This is a genomic window from Streptomyces sp. Root1304 (assembly GCF_001426405.1).
Lineage (GTDB): Bacteria > Actinomycetota > Actinomycetes > Streptomycetales > Streptomycetaceae > Streptomyces.
Map to the genome: position 1 here is coordinate 696,623 of NZ_LMEP01000012.1, position 23,545 is coordinate 720,167.

Sequence of the window (23,545 nt, forward strand, 5' to 3'; positions counted from 1 at the left end):
CAATGACCCCCTGTACGAGGAAGGTTCGGACCCGGGGGGTGGGACACCCGGGGTCCGGTTCAGATGTTTCCGCAGGTCATCACCCGTTGTGGGCGGTTTGCGCGGGTACCTCCGGGCTACTACTCCACGTCGTACGTGACGTAGGTCCTATGGGCCGCCTCACTCGCGGAGGCCTTCTCGGGGGTCTCGAATGTGACCTGGGCCTCGAAGTTCGCCCGCCGCGTCGCCCGCCGCAGGGCCTTCAGGAGCGTCCCGCCGACCGTGACGGTCAGGACCACGGTCAGCACGGCACGGCCGAGGTCCCAGCCGAGCGAGGTGGCGACGAGGAAGGCGAGGAAACGGGCCAGGTTCTCGTGGGCCGGGGCGCCCGGCAGGAAGAAGATCCCGCCGCCCTCGCCCCCGGCCGCCGCCGCCTCGCCGCCGCCGATCGTGACCCAGCCGTACAGATTGGTGACCGTGCCGTACGCGAACGCCGCCAGGAAGCCGTACACGGACAGCATCAGCAGCTCGCCCCGGCCCCGGAAGCGGTCCGGCCCCGGCAGCAGGCCGGCGCCCATCGTGAACCAGCCCATCGCGAGCATCTGCGTCGGCATCCAGGGCCCCACACCGCCCGTGAGCAGCGCGGACGCGAACATCGTCACCGAGCCGAGGACGAAACCGAAGCCCGGCCCCAGGACCCGGCCGCTCAGCACCATCAGGAAGAACATCGGCTCCAGGCCGGCCGTCCCCGCTCCCAGCGGCCGCAGTGCCGCGCCGACGGCGGCGAGCACCCCCAGCATCGCCACCGCCTTCGCGTCCATCCCGCAGTCCGCGATCGTCGCGACGACGACCGCGATCAGCAGCGGCAGCAGCGCGGCGAAGAGCCACGGGGCGTCGGCCGCGTGGGTCGTCACGGCGGAACCGGCGTCCGCGAAGAGGGGCCAGCAGATGGCGAAGAGCCCGACGACGGAGACCAGCAGCAGGGCGGTGACGGAGCGAGGGCCGAGGCGGACGGGGCGGGTGGTGGCGGGACGGTTGGCCGTGGGGCGGGTGCTCACCGTGTGCTCTCCCCTTGTGCCGCGGGATCTCGCAGCGCGCTCTCCCCTTGTACCGAAGATGCGCGCAGCTGTACCGAAGATGCGCGCAGCTGTACCGAAGATGCGCGCAGCGCGCCCTCCACCTGCTCCACCGTGAGCCACGGCTGCGGGGCGAGGATCTTCGCCACCTGAGGCGAGAACGCCGGCGAGGACACCACGACCTGCGCCGTCGGTCCGTCCGCCACCACCTCGCCGTCCGCGAGGATCACCACCCGGTGCGCCAGCTCCGCAGCCAGCTCCACGTCGTGCGTCGCGAGCACGATCGCGTGGCCCTCGGCGGCGAGGGTACGGAGCAGGGCGACGAGACGGGCCTTCGCCGCGTAGTCCAGGCCGCGGGTCGGCTCGTCGAGCAGCAGCAGCGGGGGGCGGCCCGTCAGCACCACGGCCAGGGCCAGGGCGAGGCGCTGCCCCTCGGACAGGTCCCGGGGGTGGGTGTCGTCCGCGACGCCCGGCAGCAGCTCGGACACCAGCGCCCGGCAGGTCCCGGGCGCCGCGCCCGCGTCCGTGTCTGCCGCCGCGCACTCGGCGGCGACGGTGTCCGCGTACAGCAGGTCGCGGGGCTCCTGCGGGACCAGGCCGACCTGGCGGATCAGCTCGCGGGGGTCGGTGGTGTGCGGGGTGCGGCCGGCGACGCGGACGGTGCCGGACGTCGGTTCGATCATGCCGACGAGGGTGGAGAGGAGGGTGGACTTTCCGGCGCCGTTACGGCCCATGAGGGCGAGGGTCTCGCCGGGGGCGACGGTGAGGTCGACGCGGCGGAGCGCTTCCACGCGGGCGCGGCGGACGGCGAGGCGGTCGGTGAGGACGAGAGGGGTGGTGGGGGTGGGTACGGGGGCGGTGCGGCGCCGCTTGAAGAGGTGGAATCCCTCACCCCTCCCCCTACGCCCGGTGGCGTGGGGGGACCCCCACTTCCCGGAACCGGGGCTCCGCCCCGGACCCCGGTCCTCGAACGCCGGACGGGCCGGAAATTCCACCCCCTCCAGCCGCTCCTTCAGTCCCCCCGCCCGCCTCCGCGCGTCCCGCACCGTCAGCGGCAGCGGATCCCAGCCCGCCACCCTGCCCAGGCCCACCACCGGCGGATGGACCGGTGAGATCGCCATCATCCCGGCCGGCGGCCCCATCACCGCGTCCGGCAGCAGGATGACCTGGTCCGCGTACTGGACCACCCGCTCCAGGCGGTGCTCCGCCAGGAGGACCGTCGTGCCGAGGTCGTGGACCAGGCGCTGGAGGACCGCGAGGACGTCCTCCGCCGCCGAGGGGTCCAGTGCGGAGGTCGGCTCGTCGAGGACCAGGACCTTCGGGTGCGGGGTCAGGACGGAGCCGATCGCGACCCGCTGCCGCTGCCCGCCGGAGAGCGTGGCGATCGGGCGGTCGCGGAGTTCGGCGAGGCCGAGGAGGTCGAGGGTCTCCTCGACGCGGCGCCGCATGACGCCCGGCGCCAGGCCCAGGGACTCCATCCCGTACGCGAGCTCGTCCTCGACCGTGTCGGTGACGAAGTGCGCGGACGGGTCCTGCCCGACCGTGCCGACCAGGTCCGCCAGCTCGCGCGGCGGATGCGTGCGGGTGTCGCGGCCGTCGACCGTGACGCGGCCGGTCAGCGTGCCGCCCGTGAAGTGGGGGACGAGCCCGGAGACCGCGCCGAGGAGCGTCGACTTGCCGACGCCCGAGGGGCCGACGAGCAGCACCAGCTCACCCTCGGGGACGGTGAGGTCGACGTTCCGCAGGGTGGGTCCGGCGGCCCCGTCGTAGGTCACCGAGACGTTCTCGAAGCGGATCACGCGTTCTCCTTGCCGGGCGGTACGGGGGCCACGAACGCCGGCAGCAGGCCCACCAGGACCGACACCGCCGGCCACAGCGGCAGCTCCGGCGCCTCCAGGGGGACGACCCCGGGGTGCAGGGCCTCGGGCGCGTACTGGTTCGCCCAGATCATCAGGACCGCGACCGCCACCCCGGAGCCCGCGACCAGCCAGGCCCGGAGCCCCCAGTGGTCCGGCCGGTAGCGGGTGCGGACCGTGCGGCGCCCGCCGAGCCGCAGCCCGGCCATGGCCGCGAGCAGCCCGGCGGCGAGCAGCGGCAGCCCGTAACCGGCGCCCTCCGCCGCGAGCAGCCCGTACGAACCGGCGCAGACGCCGAGCAGACCGCCCAGGGTCAGTACGTTCGTGGTGCGGCGTACCGAGGCCGGGACCCGCGCCGTCCGCCCGTACCCGCGCGCGTCCATCGAGGCCGCGACGGCGATCGACCGTTCGAGCGCGCCCTCCAGGACCGGCAGGCCGATCTGGAGCACCGCACGCACCCCGCCCGTGGGGCGCCCGCGAAGACGCCGGGCGGTACGGAGCCGGGCGACGTCCGCGACCATGTTCGGCGCGAAGGTCATCGCCACGACGACGGCGACCCCGGCCTCGTAGAGCGCGCCAGGCAGCGACTTCAGCAGTCGCGCCGGGTTGGCGAGCGCGTTCGCCGCGCCCACGCAGATCAGCAGCGTCGCCAGCTTCGCGCCGTCGTACAGCGCGAACACCAGCTGCTCGGCCGTCACCCGCCCCCCGATCCGGATGCCCTCCGCCCACGCGGGCAGCGGCAGCTCGGGCAGCGTGAACAGCACGTGCGTCCCCGGGATGGGGGAGCCGAGGAGCAGCGAGAACACGACCCGCAGGCCGACGACGAACAGACCGAGCTTCACGAACGCGCCGTACGAGCGGGCCCACGGCGCGTCCGTGCGCCGGGCCGCGACGACATAGCCGGCGACCCCGACGAGCAGCCCGAGCAGCAGCGGGTTGGTGGTCCGGGAGGCGGCGACGGCCAGCCCGAGCGCCCACAGCCACCAGGCTCCGGCATGCAGGGCATTGGCCCGACTCGCCTCGGGGGCCGTGAACACGCCCCGGGCCGTGAACACGCGAGCGGCCGTACTCATCCGCGCCGGCGGGCCTTCCAGATCGCCGCGCCGCCGAGGGCCAGGACCGCCGCCCCGCCGGCGAGCACGCCGAAGGACGGGCCGCCGCCGCCGTCGGTGGCCGGCGCGGCCGGGGCCGGAGCCGTCGCGCTCGGCGCCTTCTCCGCGACCTGCTCGCCACAGCCCCGTACCGGGTAGCCCGCGATCCCGCACAGCATGGCCGCGCTGTCGTAGCGCAGCGGCTTCGCCACCTCGGCCAGCGCCTCCGCACCCGTCGCGTCCTCGCGGACCTGCGCGCAGCCGACCGTGACCGGCTTCGCCGGCGGGGTCTCGCCGGGCGGGGCGTCCAGCGGTCCGCCGAAGTCGACGACGACCGCGACGCGCTTGCTGCCGTCCTTCGCGTCCGTGCCTCCGCAGATCCCCGGGAAGTCGGGGGCGACGGAGGGCAGGGAGGTGTCGTCCGTGCCGTTGCTGACCGCGAAGCGGAAGCCGATCACATCGCCGTCGGCGGGCCGCGCGGTCGCCGGGCCCTGGGTGGCGTACGCCCAGGGCTTCCCGCCGTCGCTCTCCCAGAACGACCAGTAGCGGTAGCCGGCGGCCTGCGCCGGGGCGGCCGCGACCCCGGCGAGGGTCAGCAGCGCGCCGGCCGCGGCGCCCGCGATCCTGGCGCCGGTCCTCCGGGCCGCCGTCACTTCTTGCGGCCGCTCACGAGGAAGCCGATGCCGACGCCGACGACCATGCCGATGCCGATGATCCACCAGACGTCGAAGCCGGAGCCCTCGTCGTCGCTGGTCGAGGACGCGGAGGTGTCCGGGGTCTTGGGCGCGGGGCCGGTCGCGTTGAGCTGCTCGACCAGGTCCGCCGTGCCGAACTCGCGCGGGTCGGTCTCCATCGCGCGGGAGGCCAGGATCAGCTGCGCGTACGCGGCGGGGCCGTTCTCCTTCGCCCAGTCCGCGGAGTGCGCCTCCAGCCACTGCAGGGCGGGCTCGGCCTGCCGGGCGGCGCCGGAGGCGGCCAGCGCGACGACGGCGTCGGCGGTGTTGCCGTAGTCCGGCTGTTCGGTGGTGTCGGTGGCGCCGGGCATCGGCGGGGTGTTCAGGTGCGCGGTCTTCAGGAGCGCCCTGGACAGGTAGGAGGCGCCGTTGAGGGCGGCCCGCTCGACGGTCGGCTTCGTCAGGTCCTGGCAGCTCGGCTGCTGCTGGGGGGAGGCCTTGGTGGCGACGATGCTCTTGCCGAGCCCGGCGAGGGTGGCCGCCGCGGTCGCGTCGGCGTTCGCGAGCAGCTTGCCGTTCTTGTCCGGCTGGTACGCGAACGCCCCGGCGCCCGCCTCGTCCGGGTCCGAGCAGGGCATCGCGAAGGTGAGGAGCGCGTCGTAGGGCGTACGGCCCTCGGAGGAGGTGTACGAGCCGGGCTTCACGCTGATCGCGGCAAGGGTGCCGATGACGAGCGAGGTGGAGTTGGCGTCGCTGGGGCCGCCGGAGGTGTAGCCCCAGCCGCCGTCCTTGTTCTGCACGGTCCGCAGCCAGCCCGCGCCCGCCTTGACGGCCTTGTCGAGCTTCTCCGGGTCGACGGCCTGGCGGCGGACGGCGCCGAGCGCGTGCACGGCGGCGGCGGTGGCGTTGGTGTCCCGCATGGTCTTCGGGTCGCAGGGCTTGGTGACGTCCGGGCGGTACGAGGCGAACGAGCCGTCCTCGCACTGCTGGCCCAGGAGCCAGTCCACGGCCTGGTCGGCGGGCTGGTAGCCGGTGGCGCGCTGGGCGAGGAAGGCGAGCGACTGGCGCCACACGCCGTCGTACGTCGGGTCCTTCGTGCCGTACAGGCCGGGCGGGAGCGTCCCGGTGGACGGCGTGGGGGAGGGCGCGGCGGAGGCCGCGCCGACGGCTCCGGTGCCGAGCAGGACGGCGGCGGCTGCGAGCGCGGCGGCGCCTCGGCGGACGGTGTTCATGGAGCCCTCTCCTGCGGCCGGGCACCGGCACGCCCCAGGGGCACCAGGCTCCGGCTCCGTATTCCTCGACGGTGCCGGCGGTCACGTCCCGCACGGGGCATTCCGACTCACCGCTCCCCGGGGGGGAGCGGCATACGGTTGCGGGTCAGTGCCGGAGTCGCACCGGCTTCCCCCCGTACGGGCATGATGACGACGCGCCCACTGTACCGGCCCGTAGGCCCGCCGCCCCGGGCGGTGCGAGGCGCCTCACACCCGCCGGGTACGGGAGCCTCACACCGCCACGTACTCCACCGGGTCCGTGCCGGTCACCGCCTCCGCGCGGCCCAGTTTCACCAGTCGGCGGACGTGGGCCTCGGCCTCGCTGACGGCGATGTTCCGGGAGCCGTCGGGGATCTCGTCCCAGGGGCGGTTCCACTCCATCCGCTCGGCGAGCTGCCAGGGGGTGAGCGGGGTGGCGAGGAGACCGAGGAGGCCGGTGAGCCGCTCCTCGTGGTGGTCGAGGAGTTCGCGGACCCGGCCGGCGGCGTCGGCGAACGCGTACTGGTGGGCGGGGAGGACCTCCGCGACGCCGAGGCGGCCGACGCGTTCCAGCGAGTCGAGGTAGTCGCCGAGGGGGTCGGTCTCGTGGGCGTCGCCCGGGTGCTCGTACAGCCCGATGTGCGGGGAGATCCCGGGCAGCAGGTGGTCGCCGGAGAAGAGCCGGCCGTGACCCGGCAGCCCGGCGGGATGCTCCTCCTCCAGGTGGAGGCAGACGTGGCCGGGGGTGTGGCCGGGCGTCCAGATCGCACGCAGCCGCCGCCCGGCGAGGTCGAGGAGTTCGCCGGGGACGATCTCGCGGTCGGGGACGGCGGAGCGCAGCCCCGGCAGGGTCCGCATCCGGCCGGACGCGCGGGCGGCCCGCAGCGGGGCGACGCTCTCCTCGGGGGCGCCGACGGCGGTCAGCTTCTGGACCATGTAGTCGAACCAGGTGCCGGGATCGGCGTCGCGGGTGCGGCGGACGACGGCGGTGTCGGCGGCGTGCATGGCGATCCAGGCCCCGGACTCCTCGCGGACCCGCCCGGAGAGGCCGTGGTGGTCGGGGTGGTGATGGGTGATGACGACCCCGTGGACGTCGGTGACGCTGATCCCCAGCGCGTCGAGCCCGCCGACGAGTTCGGCCCAGGAGGCGGGGTCGTCCCAGCCGGTGTCGACGAGGACGGGACCGCGGTCGGTGTCGAGGACGTGGACCAGGGTGTGACCGAGGGGGTTGTCGGGGATGGGCACCCGGAGCGACCAGACGCCTCCGCCGTGATCGGTCACCTGGTTCATGAGCGTCCTCGTCTCTGTGTACCGGTACGGCCATTGCCCACCATAACTAGAACTGGTATCAGTTCTGAAGCATCGTCAGGAACTGAGAGAGATTTCCCCTCCCCGGAAGGCGGCGGTCATGACCGAGCTTGTGGAGCACGGAAAGCTGTTCATCGGCGGGGAGTTGGCCGATCCGCTCGGCGAGGAGGTCATCGAGGTCATCTCGCCGCACACCGAGGAGGTCATCGGACGCGTCCCGCACGCCTCCACCGCCGATGTCGACCGGGCCGTCGCCGCCGCCCGCCGGGCCTTCGACGAGGGGCCCTGGCCCCGGATGTCGGTCGAGGAGCGGATCGCGGTCGTCACCCGCGTCAAGGACGCCATCGCCGTGCGGTACGAGGAGATCGGCCGCGTCATCAGCGCGCAGAACGGCTCCCCGTACTCCTGGTCCGTGCTCGCCCAGGCGCTCGGCGCGATGATGGTCTGGGACGCGGCGATCACCGTCGCCCGCGACTTCCCGTACGAGGAGCGGCGCGGCGGCGTCCTCGGGCCGCTGCTCGTCCGGCGCGAGCCGGTGGGCGTGGTCGCGGCCGTCGTCCCGTGGAACGTCCCGCAGTTCACCGCCGCCGCCAAGCTGGGCCCCGCGCTGCTCGCCGGCTGCACGGTGGTCCTCAAGCCCTCGCCGGAGTCGCCGCTCGACTCGTACATCCTCGGCGAGATCGCCGCCGAGGCCGGGCTGCCCGAGGGCGTGCTCAGCATCCTGCCCGCCGACCGCGAGGTCAGCGAGTACCTGGTCGGCCACCCCGGCGTCGACAAGGTCTCCTTCACCGGCTCCGTCGCCGCCGGCAGGCGGGTCATGGAGGTCGCCTCCCGCAACCTCACCCGGGTCACCCTCGAACTGGGCGGCAAGTCGGCCGCGGTGATCCTGCCGGACGCCGACGTGGAGACCGCCGTCGCCGGGATCGTCCCCGCCGCCTGGATGAACAACGGGCAGGCGTGCGTCGCCCAGACCCGCATCCTCGCCCCCCGCTCCCGGTACGAGGAGATCGCCGAGGCGCTCGCCGCCGCGGCCGGCGCGCTCGTCGTCGGCGACCCGCTCGACCCGGCGACCCAGGTCGGCCCGCTCGTCGCCCGCCGCCAGCAGCAGCGCTCCCTCGACTACATCGGCATCGGCCAGCAGGAGGGCGCCAAGATCCTCGCGGGCGGCGGCCGTCCGGCCGGTCTGGAGCGCGGCTGGTACGTCGAGCCGACCCTGTTCGGCGGCGTCGACAACTCCATGCGGATCGCCCGCGAGGAGATCTTCGGCCCGGTGATCTGCCTCCTGCCGTACGGGGACGAGGCCGAGGCCCTGCGGATCGCCAACGACTCCGACTTCGGGCTCAGCGGCAGCGTCTGGACCGGCGACGTGGAGCACGGCATCGACTTCGCGCGGAGCGTGCGCACCGGCACGTTCAACGTCAACACCTTCAGCCTGGACATGCTCGGCCCGTTCGGCGGCTACAAGAACTCCGGTCTGGGACGGGAGTTCGGCCCCGAGGGCTTCGGCGAGTACCTGGAGCACAAGATGATCCACCTGCCGGCCGGATACGGGGACGTGTGATGGGGGACCGCTGGCACGTGGAGGTCGACCGGAGCGTCTGCATCGGCTCCGGCATGTGCGTCAACCACGCTCCCGACGGCTTCCGTCTCGACACGGCCCGTCAGTCCCACCCGCGCGAGGCGGAGACCGACGCGGGCGAACGCCTCCTCGCGGCGGCCGAGGGCTGTCCGGTGGAGGCCATCCTCATCACGCTCGCGGACGGCGGGGACCCGGTGTTCCCGCCGGAGGAGTGACCCGGGCCCGTTCCGCGCCCCGCCGGCACCGCCCGTGACCTGCCCTCATGTGTGTGACACTCGCTCGGCACAGCAGGGACACAGCGAGCGGAGACGTCATGCGGGGTCGGGGTACGGGTCGGGGTCGGGCTCAGGGGCCGGGTCGGGGCCAGGGGCGGGATCGGGGCCGAGGCCCGGGTGCGGGAGCGGCGGCGGTCGCCGGGGTGACCCTGGTGGCGCTCCTCGGGGCCGGGTGCGGGCCGGGTACGGCGACCCCGGCCTTCGGCCGTACGGCGGCGCACGACGAGATCGTCGCCGCCGTCGAGGGCGCGGGGCTGCCCGAGTCCGCCCTCCCGGAGATCGGCGGGCCGACCCCCTCGGGCGCCACTCCCCGTCCCACGCCCTCCACGGACCGGGAGCGTGCGGCCGAGCGCGCCGCCGCCTGCTCCACCGGCTGGCAGTACATCGGCCCCGTGGCCGAAGGCTCGCGCGCCGGCTTCGACAAGGCGGTCGCCGCCCTCACGGGGAAGCGGTGGAACCAGACGCAGCGCCAGGTGGAGAAGCTGGACGAGAAGGGCGGAACCAGCGTCTCGGTCACCCTCGACAAGCAGGGCTGGACGATGTACGCCCGCCACCACAGCGCACGGCAGGGTCTGAGCATGGACATCATCTCCTTCCAGGCATCGGAGAACTCGTGCATGGCGAAGCTCACCGACAAGGAGCGGGAGTCCCTGCTCGGGGACGACGGCGAACAGCCCTGACGAAAGGCGCCGTTGCGCACACCGACCGTTCCCACGTGCAAAACTGTGCCCCTGTCAGCGAAGGCGAGAGGCCTTCGTGTGTGCGTCTTGGGGAGTGCTGTGCGCAAGGTGATGGGGGCGGCCGTGGCCGCCGGTGTGATGCTGCTCGTCGCTGGCTGCGGGAGCGACGGCGGTACGGACAAGGGTGGCTCGGCGTCCGGCGGTTCGTCCTCGGCCGGCTCGTCCTCGACGGGCGGCTCGGGCGGTTCGGGCGGCGAGCGGCTCGACGGTGCCGCGGTCACCGCGGAGCTGTCCGGCGCGGCGACCGGGGCCGGCTTCACGCAGGACGCCTCGGGCGAGCAGGTGCCGCCCACGCTGAAGGACTGCATGGTCAGCTGGACGGCCGACGCCGAGAAGGCCGCCGACCCGGCGAAGGCCTACGACGCCACGGTCGCGACCCTGACCAAGGGCGGCTGGAACGAGGAGCGCAGCTCCGGCCAGGGCGGCTCGGTGATCAAGTCCCTGAAGAAGAGCACCTGGCAGCTCCAGGCGAGCAACCACTCGGCGGGCCCGCTGAAGCTCGTCATGTTCGTCGCCGTGGACAGCGGTCCGGAGTGCGCGGCGGCCATCGCCGAGGAGAACGCGAAGGCCAAGAAGTCCTGACCCGGCGCCGCCCGCGCCTCCGGAGCACGAACCACCGGGGGCGCGGGCGGCGCGGCGGACCGCGGGGCGCGCGGTGGAGCGGTGGGTGCGGCTCAGCGCGCCGCGGTCCCGGGGGCCGGTGCCCGGGTCCGGGCCGCCGCCTCGGCCGGGGCCGTCAGGTCGATCAGCCGGCAGACCGTCTCGATGTCGATCTTCACCTGTGCGATCGAGGCCCGGCCCGACAGCCAGGTGATCAGCGCCGAGTGCCAGGTGTGCTCGATCACCCGGACCGCCGAGAGCTGCTCCGGCGTCGGGTGCTCCGCCCCCATCGCGTCCAGGATGATCGCGGTCGTCAGCCGCGAGACCGTGTCGACCTCGGGGCTCACCCCGCGGTCCGCGAAGGTCAGCGCCCGCACCATCGCGTCCGCGAGCTGCGGTTCGCGCTGGAGCGCCCGGAAGGCCCGCATCAGGGTCTCCGCGACCCGCTGCGCCGCGTCGGCGCCCGCAGGCGGCCGCTTCCGCAGGGTGGTGTGCATGTGCTGGAGCTGGTCCTGCATCGTCGCGACCAGCAGGTGGATCTTGGAGGGGAAGTAGCGGTACAGCGTTCCCAGGGCCACCCCGGCCGCCTCCGCGACCTCCCGCATCTGCACGGCGTCGAAGCCGCCCCGCGCCGCGAGCTGCGCGCTGGCGTTCAGGATGCGGCGGCGCCGCGCCTCCTGCCGCTCCGTGAGGGGTGGCGACGCGGGGCTGCGGTCCGCTCTGTTGTCTGCGGTCATGAGGTCCCGTTCCGTGCGGTGGGGAGCGACAGTATGGCGGTGCGGACGCCGTGGCGCGAATCACCTGTTCCGGATCTCACCGCGGAGCTACCTGCCGGTAGATTCTGTCCTCCTCGAAGGATCAGGCGTTCGAGAGCGATCGGGCCGGAGATCGGGTCGGCGATCAAGTCTGTAACTTGTTCTAGATTAGCGCGAGCGGTTACGCTCCGGCGAAACGCACGCTCGAAGGGGGTCGCGCATGACCGCTGAGGCCATGGAGGCAAGCCCCCGACAGGGCGTCACGGCGGCCGGGGGTGATTCCCTGCGCATCGCCCTCCTCACGTACAAGGGCAATCCCTTCTGCGGCGGACAGGGCGTCTACGTCCGCCACCTCTCCCGCGAGCTGGCCCGCCTCGGGCACTCCGTCGAGGTCATCGGCTCCCAGCCGTACCCCGTCCTCGACAAGGGCGAGGACCTCGAGGGGCTCACGCTCACCGAGATCGCCAGCCTCGACCTCTACCGCTCGCCGGACCCCTTCCGTACGCCGAAGCGCGACGAGTACCGGGACTGGATCGACGGCCTGGAAGTCGCGACCATGTGGACCGGCGGCTTCCCCGAGCCGCTCACCTTCTCGCTGCGGGCCCGCCGCATGCTCGCCGCCCGCCGCGGCGACTTCGACGTCGTCCACGACAACCAGACCCTCGGGTACGGGCTCCTCGGCGGCCCGCGCGCGATCGGCGCGCCGCTCGTCACCACGATCCACCACCCCATCACCGTCGACCGGCAGCTCGAACTCGACGCCGCCGCCGACTGGAAGCGCCGCGCCTCCGTCCGCCGCTGGTACGCCTTCACCCGCATGCAGAAGCGCGTCGCCCGCCGGATGCCGTCCGTCCTCACCGTCTCCGGGACCTCCCGGCAGGAGATCGTCGAGCACCTCGGCGTACGCGAGGACCGCATCCGGGTCGTCCACATCGGCGCCGACACCGACCTCTGGTCGCCCGGCCCGGCCGTCGCCGAGGTCCCCGGCCGGATCGTCACCACGTCGAGCGCCGACGTCCCCCTCAAGGGCCTGATCCACCTGATCGAGGCGCTCGCCAAGCTCCGTACGGAGAACCCCGACGCCCACCTCGTCGTGGTCGGCAAGCGCGCCGAGGACGGGCCCGTCGCCGCCGCGATCGAGCGGTACGGGCTGGACGGCGCCGTGGAGTTCGTCAAGGGCATCACCGACGCGGAGCTCGTCGACCTGGTGCGGTCGGCGCAGGTCTCCTGCGTGCCCTCGCTGTACGAGGGGTTCTCGCTGCCCGCGGCCGAGGCGATGGCCACCGGGACGGCGCTCGTCGCGACGACCGGCGGGGCGATTCCCGAGGTCGCGGGGGCCGACGGGGAGACGTGTCTGGCGGTGCCGCCGGGCGACGCGGGGGCGCTGGCCGCCGCGCTCGGGCGGGTGCTGGGGGACGCGGACCTTCGCGCGCGGCTGGGTGCCGCCGGGCGGCAGCGGGTCCTGGAGCGCTTCACGTGGGCGCGGGCCGCGCAGGGGACGGCCGAGCTGTACCGCGAGGCGGTCGCCGCGCGGAGCGCCGGGGTCCGCCGGTGATGCTTCGTCGTCAAGGCCGAGCAGGGGGGACCTCCGTCGCCCCGCGGAACGCCTGCCCACAAGTCGGCGTGGGCGCCTGCCCACCATCACCCTTCAACCGCGAAAGCAGGATCCCGTGCTGACCGTCGACTTCACTCGTTTTCCGCTCGCCCCCGGCGACCGTGTGCTCGATCTGGGCTGCGGTGCCGGCCGGCATGCCTTCGAGTGCTACCGGCGCGGCGCCCAGGTCGTGGCCCTCGACCAGAACGGCGAGGAGATCCGCGAGGTCGCCAAGTGGTTCGCGGCGATGAAGGAGGCCGGGGAGGCGCCCGCCGGGGCGACCGCCACGGCGATGGAGGGCGACGCCCTCAACCTGCCCTTCCCCGACGAGTCCTTCGACGTCGTCATCATCTCCGAGGTCATGGAGCACATCCCCGACGACAAGGGCGTCCTCGCCGAGATGGTCCGCGTCCTCAAGCCGGGCGGCCGGATCGCGATCACCGTGCCCCGCTACGGCCCCGAGAAGGTCTGCTGGACGCTCTCCGACGCCTACCACGAGGTCGAGGGCGGCCACATCCGCATCTACAAGGCCGACGAACTCCTCGGCAAGATCCGGCAGGCCGGCCTCAGGCCGTACGGCACCCACCACGCCCACGCCCTGCACTCGCCGTACTGGTGGCTCAAGTGCGCCTTCGGCGTCGACAACGACAAGGCGCTGCCCGTCCGCGCCTACCACAAGCTCCTGGTCTGGGACATCATGAAGAAGCCCGCCCTGACCCGGGTCGCCGAGCAGCTGCTCAACCCGGTCGTCGGCAAGAGCTTCGTGGCGTACGCGACCAAGCCCCACCTGCCGAAGACCGACGCCGCGGACGCCGCCAAGTGACGAGTCCCGAGCGGATCGCCGAGCACCTCGTCCTGCCCGGGGTGCTCACCGCCGAGCAGGCAGCCGAGACCGTCACCGGCATCCTCGCCGTCCAGCGCGAGGACGGGGCGATCCCGTGGTTCCGGGGCCACCACCTCGACCCCTGGGACCACACCGAGGCCGCCATGGCCCTGGACGCGGCCGGCGAGCACGCCGCCGCCGCCCGCGCCTACGCCTGGCTCGCCCGGCACCAGAACACCGACGGCTCCTGGTACGCCGCCTACCAGGACGGCGACCCGGAGCAGGTCACCGACCTCGGCCGCGAGTCCAACTTCGTCGCCTACATCGCGGTCGGCGTCTGGCACCACTACCTCGCCACCGGCGACGACGCCTTCCTCGACCGCATGTGGCCGGTGGTCTACGCGGCCGTCGAGTTCGTCCTCGGGCTCCAGCAGCCGGGCGGCCAGATCGGCTGGAAGCGCGAGGCCGACGGCACCCCGGTGAACGACGCCCTGCTCACCGGCAGTTCCTCGATCCACCAGGCGCTCCGCTGCGCCCTCGCCATCGCCGAGGTCCGCGAGGAGCCGCAGCCCGACTGGGAGTTGGCGACCGGGGCGCTCGGGCACGCGATACGCAGCCACCCCGAGCGCTTCCTCGACAAGTCCCGCTACTCGATGGACTGGTACTACCCGGTCCTCGGCGGCGCGGTGACGGGCGCCCAGGCGAAGACGCGGGTCGAGGCCGACTGGGACAGGTTCGTCGTCCCCGGCCTCGGTGTGCGCTGCGTGGTCCCCAACCCCTGGGTCACCGGCGGCGAGAGCTGCGAACTCGCCCTGGCCCTCTGGGTGATGGGCGAGTCGGACCGGGCCCTGACGATCCTCCAGGACATCCAGCACCTGCGCGCGGGGAACGGCATGTACTGGACCGGGTACGTCTTCGAGGGCGAGACGGAGGGCGACAGGGCCATGTGGCCCGAGGAGCAGACGGCCTGGACCGCCGGCTCCCTGCTGCTCGCGGTGGCGGCCCTCGGCGGCGAGGAGGCCACGGTCGCCGTCTTCGGCGCCGAGCGCCTTCCCGGCGGCCTCGAACCGGACTGCTGCCGGGCGTAGGCCCGTACGACGCTCCCCGGGACCTCCCGGGCCCGTGGACGCCCCCGGACGGATCCGCCCGGGTGGCGGAGGCCGGGGGCCCGGGTGAGGCTGGCGCCACAGTCCCCCAGGGAGGTCCCGTCGTGCCCAGAAGTCTTTCGCGCGGTGTCGTGGCGCTGCTGCTGTCGAGCACGCTGCTCATGACGACCGCCGCCTGCAACGGCGACGACACGCAGAGCGCGAGCGCCGTGTCGACCCCGTCGGCCTCCGGCAGCTTCGAGCAGCAGAAGCTGGCGAAGACCCGGTTCGTGGCCAACGCGGGGCTGGCGGCGGGCGCCGCGTACCAGTGGATCGTGAAGCCCTACCGTGCGGGCAAGTTCGCCAAGGGCGCGGACGGCCGGACCTTCGCGCTGGTGAAGGCGGGCCTCGCGGGCGCCTTCACGTACAACCGGCTCAAGGCGGCCGTGAACAACGCCAAGGGCGACCCGCTGCTGTCCAAGGCGGTCGCCCCGCTCTCGGCGGGCATCGACTCGCTGAAGGACCTCGGGACGAAGCTCCGCAAGGGCGAGGCGGGCGACGCGGACGTCAGCTCCTTCGAGAACGTCATCAACAGCGTCAAGGACGCGGGCAAGAGCGCCGGCGCCGAGGTCGTCGACAAGGTGCCCAGCGCCTCGCAGCTCAGCGGCGGGTGACCAACGCCCTTGCACACGCTAGGAGTTGAGCTCCGCGAGCAGACGGAGGGTCTCGGGGTCCGGTGAGGTGACGAGGAGGTCCGTCACCGGGCCCCGCCGCCATGCCTCCAGCCGTTCCGCGATCCGCTTCCGGGGGCCGACGAGCGAGATCTCGTCCGCGAAGGCGTCCGGCACGGCGAGCACCGCCTCCTCGCGCCGGCCGGCGGCGAACAGCTCCTGGACGCGCCGGGCCTCCTTCTCGTACCCCATGCGTCCCATCAGGTCGGCGTGGAAGTTCCGGGCCGCGTGGCCCATGCCGCCGATGTAGAAGCCGAGCATCGCCTTGACCGGGAGGAGCCCGGCCGCCACGTCGGCGCAGACCTGGGCGCGGACCATGGGGGCGACGAGGAAGCCCTCGGGGAGGCGCTCGGGCAGCGCGTACACCTCGGACCAGCGGTCGGGGGTCCAGTACAGCGGCAGCCAGCCGTCGGCGATCGTCAGCGTCTGCGCGATGTTCTTCGGCCCCTCGGCGCCCAGCAGGACCGGCAGCCCGGCCCGCAGCGGGTGGGTGATCGGCTTGAGCGCCTTGCCGAGGCCCGTTCCGTCGGGGCCGGTGTACGGGTGGGAGTGGTGCCGTCCTTCGAGCCGGACGGGGGCCTCGCGGCGCAGCACCTGGCGGACCACGTCCACGTACTCGCGGGTCGCGGTCAGCGGCGAGCGGGGGAAGGGGCGTCCGTACCAGCCCTCGACGACCTGCGGCCCGGACAGGCCGAGTCCGAGGAGGACCCGCCCGCCGGAGAGGTGGTCGAGGGTGAGCGCGTGCATCGCGGTCGTGGTGGGGGCGCGGGCGGCCATCTGCGCGACGGCCGTCCCCAGCTTGATGCGGCTGGTGTGGGCGGCGATCCAGGTCAGCGCGGTGAACGCGTCGGAGCCCCAGGCCTCCGCCGTCCACACCGAGTCGTAGCCGAGCCGCTCGGCCTCGCGGGCGAGGTCGAGGTGGGCGGGGGAGGGGCCGCGGCCCCAGTAGCCGAGGGCGAGTCCGAGTCGCATGCCCCGCATCCTTTCTGACGATCCGTCAGTTCACGCGATGCGGGGACTGTACGCCAACGGCCCCCCGCCCGGAAGGGATTCCGGACGAGGGGCCGTGGAGCGAGGGCCGTACGGTGGGGCAACGCGGGGCTTCCTAGCCGCGCTGGATGCCCGTGGTGTCCTGGAGGACACCACGACGGCCGTCCTGCGTCTGGGCCACCAGGCCCGGACCGCGCTGCTCGACCGCGAGGTACCAGGTACCCGGGGCCAGCTCGGCGATCGGCGCCTGGGAGCCGTCCTCCGCGTACAGCGGACGGGCGACCGGGACGGCGAACCAGAACGGGGTGAAGTCCGAGCCCGGCTGCGCCTGCGCGGCCGGAGCCTGGGCCTGCGGCTCCGGCTGGTGGGCGGCCTGCGGCTGCGGGGCGGGCGCCTGCGCGCCGAACGGCTGGCCCGCACCCTTCGAGGGGTCCTGCGGCCCGCCGTACTGCGGGTGCTGCGCGCCCGGGTAGCCGTAGCCGCCACCGGGGACGCCCTGCTGGCCGGGCTGGCCCGGCTGCATGCCGTACGGCTGCGGGGCCTGCGGGCTGGGCGCGCTCATCAGCGGGGCCTTGAGGGCGGGGACCAGCGGACCGGCGACGGCGGCACCGGCCAGGACGAGGGAGGCGATCAGGCCGAGGATCAGGCCGGCGCCGGCGTTGTTGGCCTCGAAGATCCACATGAGCAGGGTCCACGCCGAGGCGATGGTGAACACGGTGCCGGCCTGGCCGAGCTCCAGACCGGCCACCTTGCGCGGCTGCGGCAGGCCGTGCGAGAACACGACGAGCGCGGCGCCGGCGATGCCGAGGAAGAAGGAGCCCCAGCCGAGGGGCGAGGCCTCCCAGGAGTTCGAGGTGGGGATCTGGTCGCAGATCGACGCCGGGCCGTCGCAGCCGGAGATGTCGAGGAACGAGGCGATGAACAGCACCACCGCTGCACCGATCAGCACGCCATCGCCTCGGGTGAGGGAGCGGATATTCACGTAAGAGTCCTTCGTCGTTCGTCGGTCGTCGCGTCGGGGTGGTACTCGGGGCCTCATGGGCGGGGCCTCATGCCACGGGGGCGGCGCCCTATCGTACGGAGCGAATCTATCGCCCGCCGGTCCTACCCCTTGAGGTAGGTGGCGATGCCGTCCGCGAGACCCTGGGCCGCCTTCTGCCGCCACGTCGCCGACGTGAGCAGCTGTGCGTCCTTCGGATCACGCATATTGCCGCATTCGACGAAGACCTTGGGCACGGTTGAGAGATTGAGTCCGCCGAGATCGTCCCGTACGTCCAACCCCGTACCGGAACCGAGGTAGTTGGCGGGCGAGGTTCCGGTGGCGCGGGCGAAGCGGTCGACGATGTCCTCGCCCAGGTCGCGCGAGGGGCCGACGATCTTCGCGGTGTCGGCGGAGCCGCCGCTGACGCGTGCGGGCAGGATCACATGGAATCCGCGGTGGCCGACGGCGGAACCGTCCGCGTGGACGGAGACGACGGCGTCGGCGCGGGCCGCGTTGCCGATCCGGGCCCGCTCGTCGATGCAGGGGCCCCAGGCGCGGTCGGCGTCGTGGGTGAGGACCACCTTCGCGCCGCGCGCGGTGAGGAGGTCCCGCAGGCGGTGGGAGACGTCGAGGGTGAACGAGGCCTCGGTGTACCCGGCGTCGGTCGACGTGCCCGTGGTGTCGCATTCCTTGCGGGTCGTCCCGATGTTCACCTTCTGGTTGATCTCCCGGGAATGGCGGAAGTTGCCGGAGTTGTGACCGGGGTCGATGACGACGGTCCGCCCGGCGAGCGGACGGCCGCCCTGCGTGGCCGGCAGCGGGGAGCGGCTCGGCTGCGGTGTCGCCCGCGGGGAGTCGCCCGGCTGCCCGCCGGAGGCGGCCGGAGGGCGGGACTGCGCGGCGGCCGGGGGCCGGGACTGCGTGGCGCTCTCCTGCCGGGTCTCCTGCGCCTTCCCGCTCTCCGGCGAGGCCTGCGAGGCCCCGCACCCGGCGAGTACGGCGCAGCAGCCCGCGAGGGCGAGCGCACGCGTGAGCGCGGACCTGCGCGCGGGGGTGGGGGTGGCGGTCCGGGGGGTGGTCTTCCGGTGGTCGTACGGCACCCGGGCGACTCTAGGCCCTGCGCGCGGCGAAATCCCGCAGCGTCCGGATCCCAGCTTGGTCACCGGCTGCCGATATCGGTGGACGCGTGTGCCGGGACCGTGAAGGGTAGGTGTCCAGAGGCGACGGTGGGGTGTCACCGCGCATGGACCCACGAGGGGGAACCGTGGTGGGGGAACCGAACGACGCACGTCCCGAGCCGTCCGACCGACCTGTCGGAGCCGGCGGGAACGACCCACGATCGAGTGGCGGCGACCCGAGACCGGGCGGGTACGACCCGCGGTCGGCCGGGGGACCGGGGGAGACGCTCGCCGGGGCGCCGGGGCAGAGCACCGGCGGGGCGCCGGGACAGCAGCCCGGCGTGCCCGGGCAGCCGGCCGCCGCGCCGTGGGAGGCACCGGCCGCTTCGGGGGCCCCGCCCGCGCCCGCCGCCTCCGCCGGGGCCGGCGCCGCACCCGGCTGGGCCGGAACCGGAGCCCCGCCGCCGCCCGCGGCCCCGCCCGGCTACGGTCCGCCGCCGGGCTACGGCCCGCCCGGGTACGGTCCGCCCCCCGGCTACGGCGCGCAGCCGCCCGCGCCGCCGCGCGGCGACGCCAACCCCGCCCAGGCCGCCATGATCGGCCTGCTCAACCTCTCCTGCCTGGGCCTCGGCTACGTCCTCCTGCGCAACTGGATCGGCGCCGCCGTCTGCTGGCTCGCCACCGCCGTCCTGCTCGTCATGGCCCTCCCGGCCGATGTCGACGGCGTGCCGCTCGGCCTCCTCGCCGGCTACGGCGTCTTCCTGCTCCTCGCCGCCGCCGACGGCGCCCGGCGCGGACTGCGCGCGACCCTCCGGATCGGCGACTCCTTCCGCCGTCTCGCGCTGCCGCTGGCCCTCGTGCTGCTCGCCGTGCCCGCGGGCGGTTCGCTCGCGTACGGTGCCGCCCGCGACGAGGCGAAGGAGCAGGCCCTGCTCGAACGCCTCGCCGCCGCCGACGAGCTGGTGAAGTCCGCCGACGGCCTCGCCTTCGACAAGGCCGAGCCGATCTACCGCAAGGCGCTCGCCGACTACCAGGACCTCGGCACCGGGCACGCGGGCTCGCGGGCCGGGAAGCTGGTTCCGGCCCGGCTCGACGCGTACTACGCGACGGTCTCGGGGCCGTACGAGAAGAAGGAGTACTGCGCGGCCATCGCGCCGCTCAAGCACCTGCGCGAGCTGCCCGGCACCTTCGACAAGGACCTCCTCGGCGCCCGGCCCGCCAAGACGGACGAGCCGCTGGCGCACTCGCTCTACGAGTGCGGGACGGCCGCGCTCGGCGTGCAGACGGCGAACCCGCCCGCCTCCGAGAGCCTCAACGCGCTGCACGACACCTTCCCGCAGTCGGTCCACACGACCCGCGTCGAGCCCGCCGTCCGTGCGGCGATCAAGACCAGGGCGACCGCGCTCACCGGCGGGGCGGCCCCCTGCGACACGACCGAGGAGCTGCGGGCGCTCCGTTCCTCCCTCGACAACATGACCGACCCCGCCCTCGCGGGCGCCGCGAAGGAGGCCGCGGCGGCGGTCCAGAAGGGCCACTTCTCCTGCGGGACCTTCCAGTTCAGGAGCAAGGAGTTCGGCGACGCGGGCAAGACCATGACCGAGTACGCCAAGGACTACCCGAACAGCCCGCAGACCGCGCACGCCCGCTCCATCGCCATCGCCGCCGAGATCGCGGAGGAGGAGCCGGAGGCGGGCAAGAGCCTCCCGCCGGCCGAGGTGCCCGGCGGGGGCCGGATGGTGATGGTGGTGAGCAACGACGGGCCCGGCTCGGTCGAGCTGCTCTACACCGGCCCGATGACCGGCAAGGTCACGCTGAAGGCGTGCGGGACCTGCACCAAGTACTCCAGCCTGATCCCGCGCGGCGGGAAGGTGAAGGCCTGCACGGGGCCGTCCTCGAAGTACCCGAAGGCGACGCTGCTGCTGCCCGCCGGCAACTACCACTTCCTCCAGAAGCGGGCCGCGACGGGCACGTCCACGGCCGGGGACACCAAGTCGAGCAAGGCGAAGATCGAATCGGGCTACAGCTACACGAACTGCCTGTACGTGACCTCGCTGTACTGACCCCGCGCCGCCGCCCCGTCCCCGGTGGCGGTCAGCGGCGGCGCAGCACCCGCAGGGAGTCGGTGACGGAGATCTCCTCGAAGTCACCGGACTCCAGGGCGCGGAGGTAGATCCGGTACGGCGCCTGGCCGCCGTCCGCCGGGTCGGGGAACACGTCGTGGATGACGAGCAGGCCCCCGGGGGCGACCTTGGGGGCCCAGCCCTCGTAGTCGTTGCCGGCGTGCTCGTCGGTGTGGCCGCCGTCGACGAAGACGAGGCCGAGCTGCCCGCCCCACACCTTCGCGACCTGCGGGGACCGCCCGACCACGGCGATCACGTACTCCTCGAGACCCGCCTTGCGCAGCGTCCGCCGGAACGTCGGCAGGGTGTCCATGAGCCCGACCTCGGGGTCGACCACGGTCTCGTCGTGGTACTCCCAGCCCGGCTGCTGCTCCTCGCTGCCCCGGTGGTGGTCCACGGTCACCGCGACCGTCCCGGCCTGCCGGGCCACGTCGGCGAGCAGGATCGTCGACCGCCCGCAGTACGTGCCGACCTCAAGCAGCGGCAGCCCGAGCTTCGCGGCCTCCGCGGCCGCCTCGTACAGGGCGATCCCCTCCCCGACGGGCATGAAGCCCTTCGCGGCCTCGAAGGCGGCAAGGATCTCGGGCGCGGGCACGGACATGGTGACTCCTACTGGCGGGTACGGGGGTACGGGCGCCCATCGTGCCCTACGCGTCGCACTCGAACCACACCTTCTTCCCGTCGGCCCGCTCGTCGGCCCCCCACCGGTCCGTCACGGCCTCCACGAGGACGAGCCCCCGCCCGCCCTCGTCCAGCGGGTCCGCCGCCTTCGCGTACACGGCGCCGGGCACCCCGTCCGCGACCTCGACCCGGAGCCCGTACGGCTCGCGCAGGATGAGCACCGAGCAACGGCGGCCGGGCACGTGCCGGACGACGTTGGCGACGAGCTCGGTGAGCGCGAGTCCGGCGGGGTCGGACAGATGGCCGAGTCCCCAACGCGTGAGGAACATGCGCAGGATGCGGCGCATGTGACCGGCGGAGTGCTCACCGACGGTGAAGGCCATGCGGTAGCTCGCCGTAAGTTCCGCAGGGTAGAGGTCTGTTGCCTGATTCATGCCACCAGCGTGGGCGGTCTTCGTTACGCTCGGCTACGGCCTGAACACAACGCCTCACCGCGTGAGCTTGGGGGTGACCACGCCTTGGTCAACATCCGCAGCCTCGATCCGAGCGCCTCGCCGCTGGACTACTACGGATCGGAACTCCGCCGCCTGAGAGAGGAGGCGGGGCTGAACCAGCCGCAGCTCGGCAGGATCGTCTACTGCACGGGCTCGCTGATCGGCCAGATCGAGACGGCGAAGAAGGTCCCGACGAGACGGTTCTCGGAGCAACTCGACGCGGCGTTGATGACGGGAGGGCTGTTCTCCCGGCTGGTGGGGTTGGTACTGAAGAGCCAGTTGCCGACGTGGTTCCAGCAGTACGCGGAGATGGAGGCGAAGGCGACGTACATCTCCACGTATCAGTCGCAGTTGGTCTATGGCCTGCTTCAGATGGACGAGTACGCGCGTGCGGTGCTGAGCGTCGAGTACCCGGACCGGCTCGACGAGATGGTGGCGGCCCGGATGGAGCGCCAACGCATCCTGGAGAGGGATAACCCGCCGGTGTTGTGTGTAGTGCTGGACGAGGCGGTCCTGCACCGGGAGATCGGCGGTGCGGAGGTGATGCGGAACCAACTCGCGCATCTGTTGGGCTTCCTGGACCATCCGTGGATTCAGGTGCAGGTACTTCCCTTCGAGGTGGGACAGCACTCGGCGATGATGGGTTCGTTCACGCAGTTGCGCTTCGACGACGACCCAGATGTCTTCTATTCGGAGAGCTACGACTCGGGTCACATGACTGCCAATTCGCAAGTGATCAGGGAGCGGTCCGTCGGCTACGCTCGCCTGCAGGCGGCGGGCCTCTCGCGGGAGGAATCAGCCGTGCTGATCGAAAGCGTGATGAGGGAGCGGTATGGGTACCAGCCAGGACCTGCGGTGGCGTAAGTCGTCCTTCAGTGGCCCCAACGGCGGTGACTGCGTCGAGTGCGCGCCGCTCGGGACCGCTGCCTGGCGCAAGTCGTCCTTCAGCGGCTCCAACGGTGGCGAGTGCGTCGAGGTCGCGGACCTGACCGCTCACGTCGCGGTCCGGGACTCCAAGAACCCCGAGGGCCCGGCGTTCCTCGCCACTCCGGCGGCCTTCACGGCCTTCGTGAGCGCCGCTGCCGAGGGCCGTATCGGCCGCTGACGGTGGCGACCCTCATAGGAACGATGATCCTCGCCATCGGGCTGCCGGCCTGGGCGGGGATCACGTACGTGGGGCTGGTGAGGGCGCGGAGGGGCGACGGGCTGCCGCAGCCGGACCTGCCCCGGGCCCCGCGCTCGCGCGCGAGGAAGGCGGCGTATGTCGCGGCGGTGGCGTACGTCGCGGGCGGGGCGCTGCACGTGTACGGCCTGTCGTACATGCCGTTCCTGTTCCCGGAGGACGCGTGCTGGTTCAAGGCGGGCATGAAGACGTACCCGGACCACAGCAGCGCCCTCCCGGTGAGCCTGGTGTGCCGGGGCATGGAGATAGTCCCGTGGTGGATCAACCCGGGCCTCCTGCTCCTGGGCACGACGGCGATCGTCGCCACCGTCACGAGCGTGGTCCTGACCCTGCGGCGTCCGGCCCGCAGCCGTTGATGGAACCCGGCTCGGTCCGCCCACACTTAGAGCTGCTTCAGGCCAATCAATGGCCAGTCAACGTCGCCGACCGCATCCCTTCTTCACAGGCTTCACACACACAACACCGCACGTGACCTTGACGATTGCGCGTGCCGAGCTTCGGGAGATCCGGCAAGCGGTTTTTGTCTCCGCGTTCCAGACTTCGCGGGCGTCTCTTGCCGAGCCTCGATTACTCGGGGTTAAGTAGCGTCGTGCGCGTCTGGGACTGACCATCCCGTCGTGA

At 73.1% G+C, this 23,545-nt stretch carries 24 protein-coding genes and 1 riboswitch; of the genes, 12 read left to right on the top strand and 12 right to left on the bottom strand.

Annotation, left to right across the window (positions count from 1 at the left end):
• Nucleotides 1-119: 119 nt before the first annotated feature.
• From ASD33_RS16025 to ASD33_RS16050, 6 genes are all read right to left on the bottom strand, one after another.
• Complete coding sequence (locus ASD33_RS16025) at nucleotides 120-1,037, bottom strand: ECF transporter S component (protein ID WP_056559524.1); 918 nt, start codon at nucleotides 1,035-1,037, stop codon at nucleotides 120-122.
• Nucleotides 1,034-2,854: an ABC transporter ATP-binding protein gene (locus ASD33_RS16030; RefSeq protein WP_079044802.1), complete on the bottom strand. Its 1,821-nt coding sequence runs from the start codon at nucleotides 2,852-2,854 to the stop codon at nucleotides 1,034-1,036. Before ASD33_RS16030 ends, ASD33_RS16025 begins: the two co-directional genes overlap by 4 nt.
• Entirely contained in the window at nucleotides 2,851-3,966 is a 1,116-nt protein-coding gene (locus tag ASD33_RS16035; RefSeq protein WP_242427008.1) for an energy-coupling factor transporter transmembrane protein EcfT, read from the bottom strand. Before ASD33_RS16035 ends, ASD33_RS16030 begins: the two co-directional genes overlap by 4 nt.
• A 14-nt stretch (nucleotides 3,967-3,980) precedes the next feature.
• A complete protein-coding gene (locus tag ASD33_RS16040) occupies nucleotides 3,981-4,655 on the bottom strand; it encodes an SCO2322 family protein (protein WP_056559530.1) in 675 nt (224 codons plus the stop codon).
• Entirely contained in the window at nucleotides 4,652-5,908 is a 1,257-nt protein-coding gene (locus ASD33_RS16045; RefSeq protein WP_056559533.1) for a prenyltransferase/squalene oxidase repeat-containing protein, read from the bottom strand. The genes ASD33_RS16040 and ASD33_RS16045 overlap by 4 nt, the downstream gene beginning before the upstream one ends.
• Before the next feature lie 95 nt (nucleotides 5,909-6,003).
• Nucleotides 6,004-6,081: riboswitch (cobalamin riboswitch) on the bottom strand.
• Between the two features lie 97 nt (nucleotides 6,082-6,178).
• Nucleotides 6,179-7,216, bottom strand: a complete 1,038-nt coding sequence (locus ASD33_RS16050; RefSeq protein ID WP_056559536.1) for an MBL fold metallo-hydrolase — start codon at nucleotides 7,214-7,216, stop codon at nucleotides 6,179-6,181.
• A 118-nt stretch (nucleotides 7,217-7,334) separates the two neighbouring features.
• On the opposite strand from ASD33_RS16050, the gene ASD33_RS16055 reads away from it, so the two are divergent.
• The 4 genes from ASD33_RS16055 to ASD33_RS16070 all read left to right on the top strand — a co-directional run bounded on the left by ASD33_RS16055 (nucleotide 7,335) and on the right by ASD33_RS16070 (nucleotide 10,410).
• Nucleotides 7,335-8,795 (top strand): aldehyde dehydrogenase, encoded by a 1,461-nt coding sequence (locus ASD33_RS16055; protein ID WP_056559538.1) that lies wholly within the window; start codon nucleotides 7,335-7,337, stop codon nucleotides 8,793-8,795.
• Nucleotides 8,795-9,028: a ferredoxin gene (locus tag ASD33_RS16060; RefSeq protein WP_056559541.1), complete on the top strand. Its 234-nt coding sequence runs from the start codon at nucleotides 8,795-8,797 to the stop codon at nucleotides 9,026-9,028. The genes ASD33_RS16055 and ASD33_RS16060 overlap by 1 nt, the downstream gene beginning before the upstream one ends.
• Before the next feature lie 212 nt (nucleotides 9,029-9,240).
• On the top strand, nucleotides 9,241-9,768 hold the full coding sequence (locus tag ASD33_RS16065) for a hypothetical protein (RefSeq protein ID WP_157870041.1): 528 nt from the start codon (nucleotides 9,241-9,243) through the stop codon (nucleotides 9,766-9,768).
• Nucleotides 9,769-9,867: 99 nt separating this feature from the next.
• Nucleotides 9,868-10,410, top strand: coding sequence for a hypothetical protein (locus ASD33_RS16070; protein ID WP_056559544.1), 543 nt, complete (start codon nucleotides 9,868-9,870; stop codon nucleotides 10,408-10,410).
• 92 nt (nucleotides 10,411-10,502) lie between these two features.
• Here the strand turns inward: ASD33_RS16070 and ASD33_RS16075 are convergent, their stop codons facing one another.
• The gene (locus ASD33_RS16075; protein WP_056559547.1) at nucleotides 10,503-11,165 is read right to left on the bottom strand and encodes a TetR family transcriptional regulator; all 663 of its coding nucleotides are present in this window, start codon (nucleotides 11,163-11,165) and stop codon (nucleotides 10,503-10,505) included.
• A 238-nt stretch (nucleotides 11,166-11,403) separates the two neighbouring features.
• Between ASD33_RS16075 and ASD33_RS16080 the strand changes: the two genes are divergently transcribed.
• The 4 genes from ASD33_RS16080 to ASD33_RS16095 all read left to right on the top strand — a co-directional run bounded on the left by ASD33_RS16080 (nucleotide 11,404) and on the right by ASD33_RS16095 (nucleotide 15,359).
• Entirely contained in the window at nucleotides 11,404-12,738 is a 1,335-nt protein-coding gene (locus ASD33_RS16080) for a glycosyltransferase family 4 protein (protein WP_056559549.1), read from the top strand.
• A gap of 115 nt (nucleotides 12,739-12,853) precedes the next feature.
• Nucleotides 12,854-13,600, top strand: coding sequence for a class I SAM-dependent methyltransferase (locus tag ASD33_RS16085; RefSeq protein ID WP_056559552.1), 747 nt, complete (start codon nucleotides 12,854-12,856; stop codon nucleotides 13,598-13,600).
• Nucleotides 13,597-14,688: a prenyltransferase gene (locus tag ASD33_RS16090; protein WP_056559555.1), complete on the top strand. Its 1,092-nt coding sequence runs from the start codon at nucleotides 13,597-13,599 to the stop codon at nucleotides 14,686-14,688. Before ASD33_RS16085 ends, ASD33_RS16090 begins: the two co-directional genes overlap by 4 nt.
• A gap of 122 nt (nucleotides 14,689-14,810) precedes the next feature.
• Complete coding sequence (locus tag ASD33_RS16095) at nucleotides 14,811-15,359, top strand: hypothetical protein (protein ID WP_056559558.1); 549 nt, start codon at nucleotides 14,811-14,813, stop codon at nucleotides 15,357-15,359.
• 18 nt (nucleotides 15,360-15,377) lie between these two features.
• Here ASD33_RS16095 and ASD33_RS16100 read toward each other — a convergent pair whose 3' ends face one another.
• From ASD33_RS16100 to ASD33_RS16110, 3 genes are all read right to left on the bottom strand, one after another.
• A complete protein-coding gene (locus tag ASD33_RS16100) occupies nucleotides 15,378-16,388 on the bottom strand; it encodes an LLM class F420-dependent oxidoreductase (protein WP_056559561.1) in 1,011 nt (336 codons plus the stop codon).
• 133 nt (nucleotides 16,389-16,521) lie between these two features.
• Nucleotides 16,522-17,388, bottom strand: a complete 867-nt coding sequence (locus ASD33_RS35780; RefSeq protein WP_056559564.1) for a DUF5336 domain-containing protein — start codon at nucleotides 17,386-17,388, stop codon at nucleotides 16,522-16,524.
• Nucleotides 17,389-17,510: 122 nt separating this feature from the next.
• The gene (locus ASD33_RS16110; protein ID WP_056559567.1) at nucleotides 17,511-18,488 is read right to left on the bottom strand and encodes an N-acetylmuramoyl-L-alanine amidase; all 978 of its coding nucleotides are present in this window, start codon (nucleotides 18,486-18,488) and stop codon (nucleotides 17,511-17,513) included.
• Between the two features lie 359 nt (nucleotides 18,489-18,847).
• Between ASD33_RS16110 and ASD33_RS16115 the strand changes: the two genes are divergently transcribed.
• On the top strand, nucleotides 18,848-20,566 hold the full coding sequence (locus ASD33_RS16115; protein WP_242427009.1) for a hypothetical protein: 1,719 nt from the start codon (nucleotides 18,848-18,850) through the stop codon (nucleotides 20,564-20,566).
• A gap of 31 nt (nucleotides 20,567-20,597) precedes the next feature.
• Here ASD33_RS16115 and ASD33_RS16120 read toward each other — a convergent pair whose 3' ends face one another.
• Nucleotides 20,598-21,227, bottom strand: a complete 630-nt coding sequence (locus tag ASD33_RS16120) for a class I SAM-dependent methyltransferase (protein WP_056559570.1) — start codon at nucleotides 21,225-21,227, stop codon at nucleotides 20,598-20,600.
• Between the two features lie 46 nt (nucleotides 21,228-21,273).
• On the bottom strand, nucleotides 21,274-21,681 hold the full coding sequence (locus ASD33_RS16125; protein ID WP_056559573.1) for an ATP-binding protein: 408 nt from the start codon (nucleotides 21,679-21,681) through the stop codon (nucleotides 21,274-21,276).
• Nucleotides 21,682-21,765: 84 nt separating this feature from the next.
• On the opposite strand from ASD33_RS16125, the gene ASD33_RS16130 reads away from it, so the two are divergent.
• The 3 genes from ASD33_RS16130 to ASD33_RS16140 are packed head-to-tail and all read left to right on the top strand — an operon-like array spanning nucleotide 21,766 to nucleotide 23,280.
• The gene (locus ASD33_RS16130; protein WP_056559576.1) at nucleotides 21,766-22,605 is read left to right on the top strand and encodes a helix-turn-helix transcriptional regulator; all 840 of its coding nucleotides are present in this window, start codon (nucleotides 21,766-21,768) and stop codon (nucleotides 22,603-22,605) included.
• The gene (locus ASD33_RS16135; protein WP_056559579.1) at nucleotides 22,574-22,846 is read left to right on the top strand and encodes a DUF397 domain-containing protein; all 273 of its coding nucleotides are present in this window, start codon (nucleotides 22,574-22,576) and stop codon (nucleotides 22,844-22,846) included. The genes ASD33_RS16130 and ASD33_RS16135 overlap by 32 nt, the downstream gene beginning before the upstream one ends.
• 23 nt (nucleotides 22,847-22,869) lie before the next feature.
• Nucleotides 22,870-23,280 (top strand): hypothetical protein, encoded by a 411-nt coding sequence (locus ASD33_RS16140; protein WP_157870043.1) that lies wholly within the window; start codon nucleotides 22,870-22,872, stop codon nucleotides 23,278-23,280.
• Nucleotides 23,281-23,545: the final 265 nt, after the last annotated feature.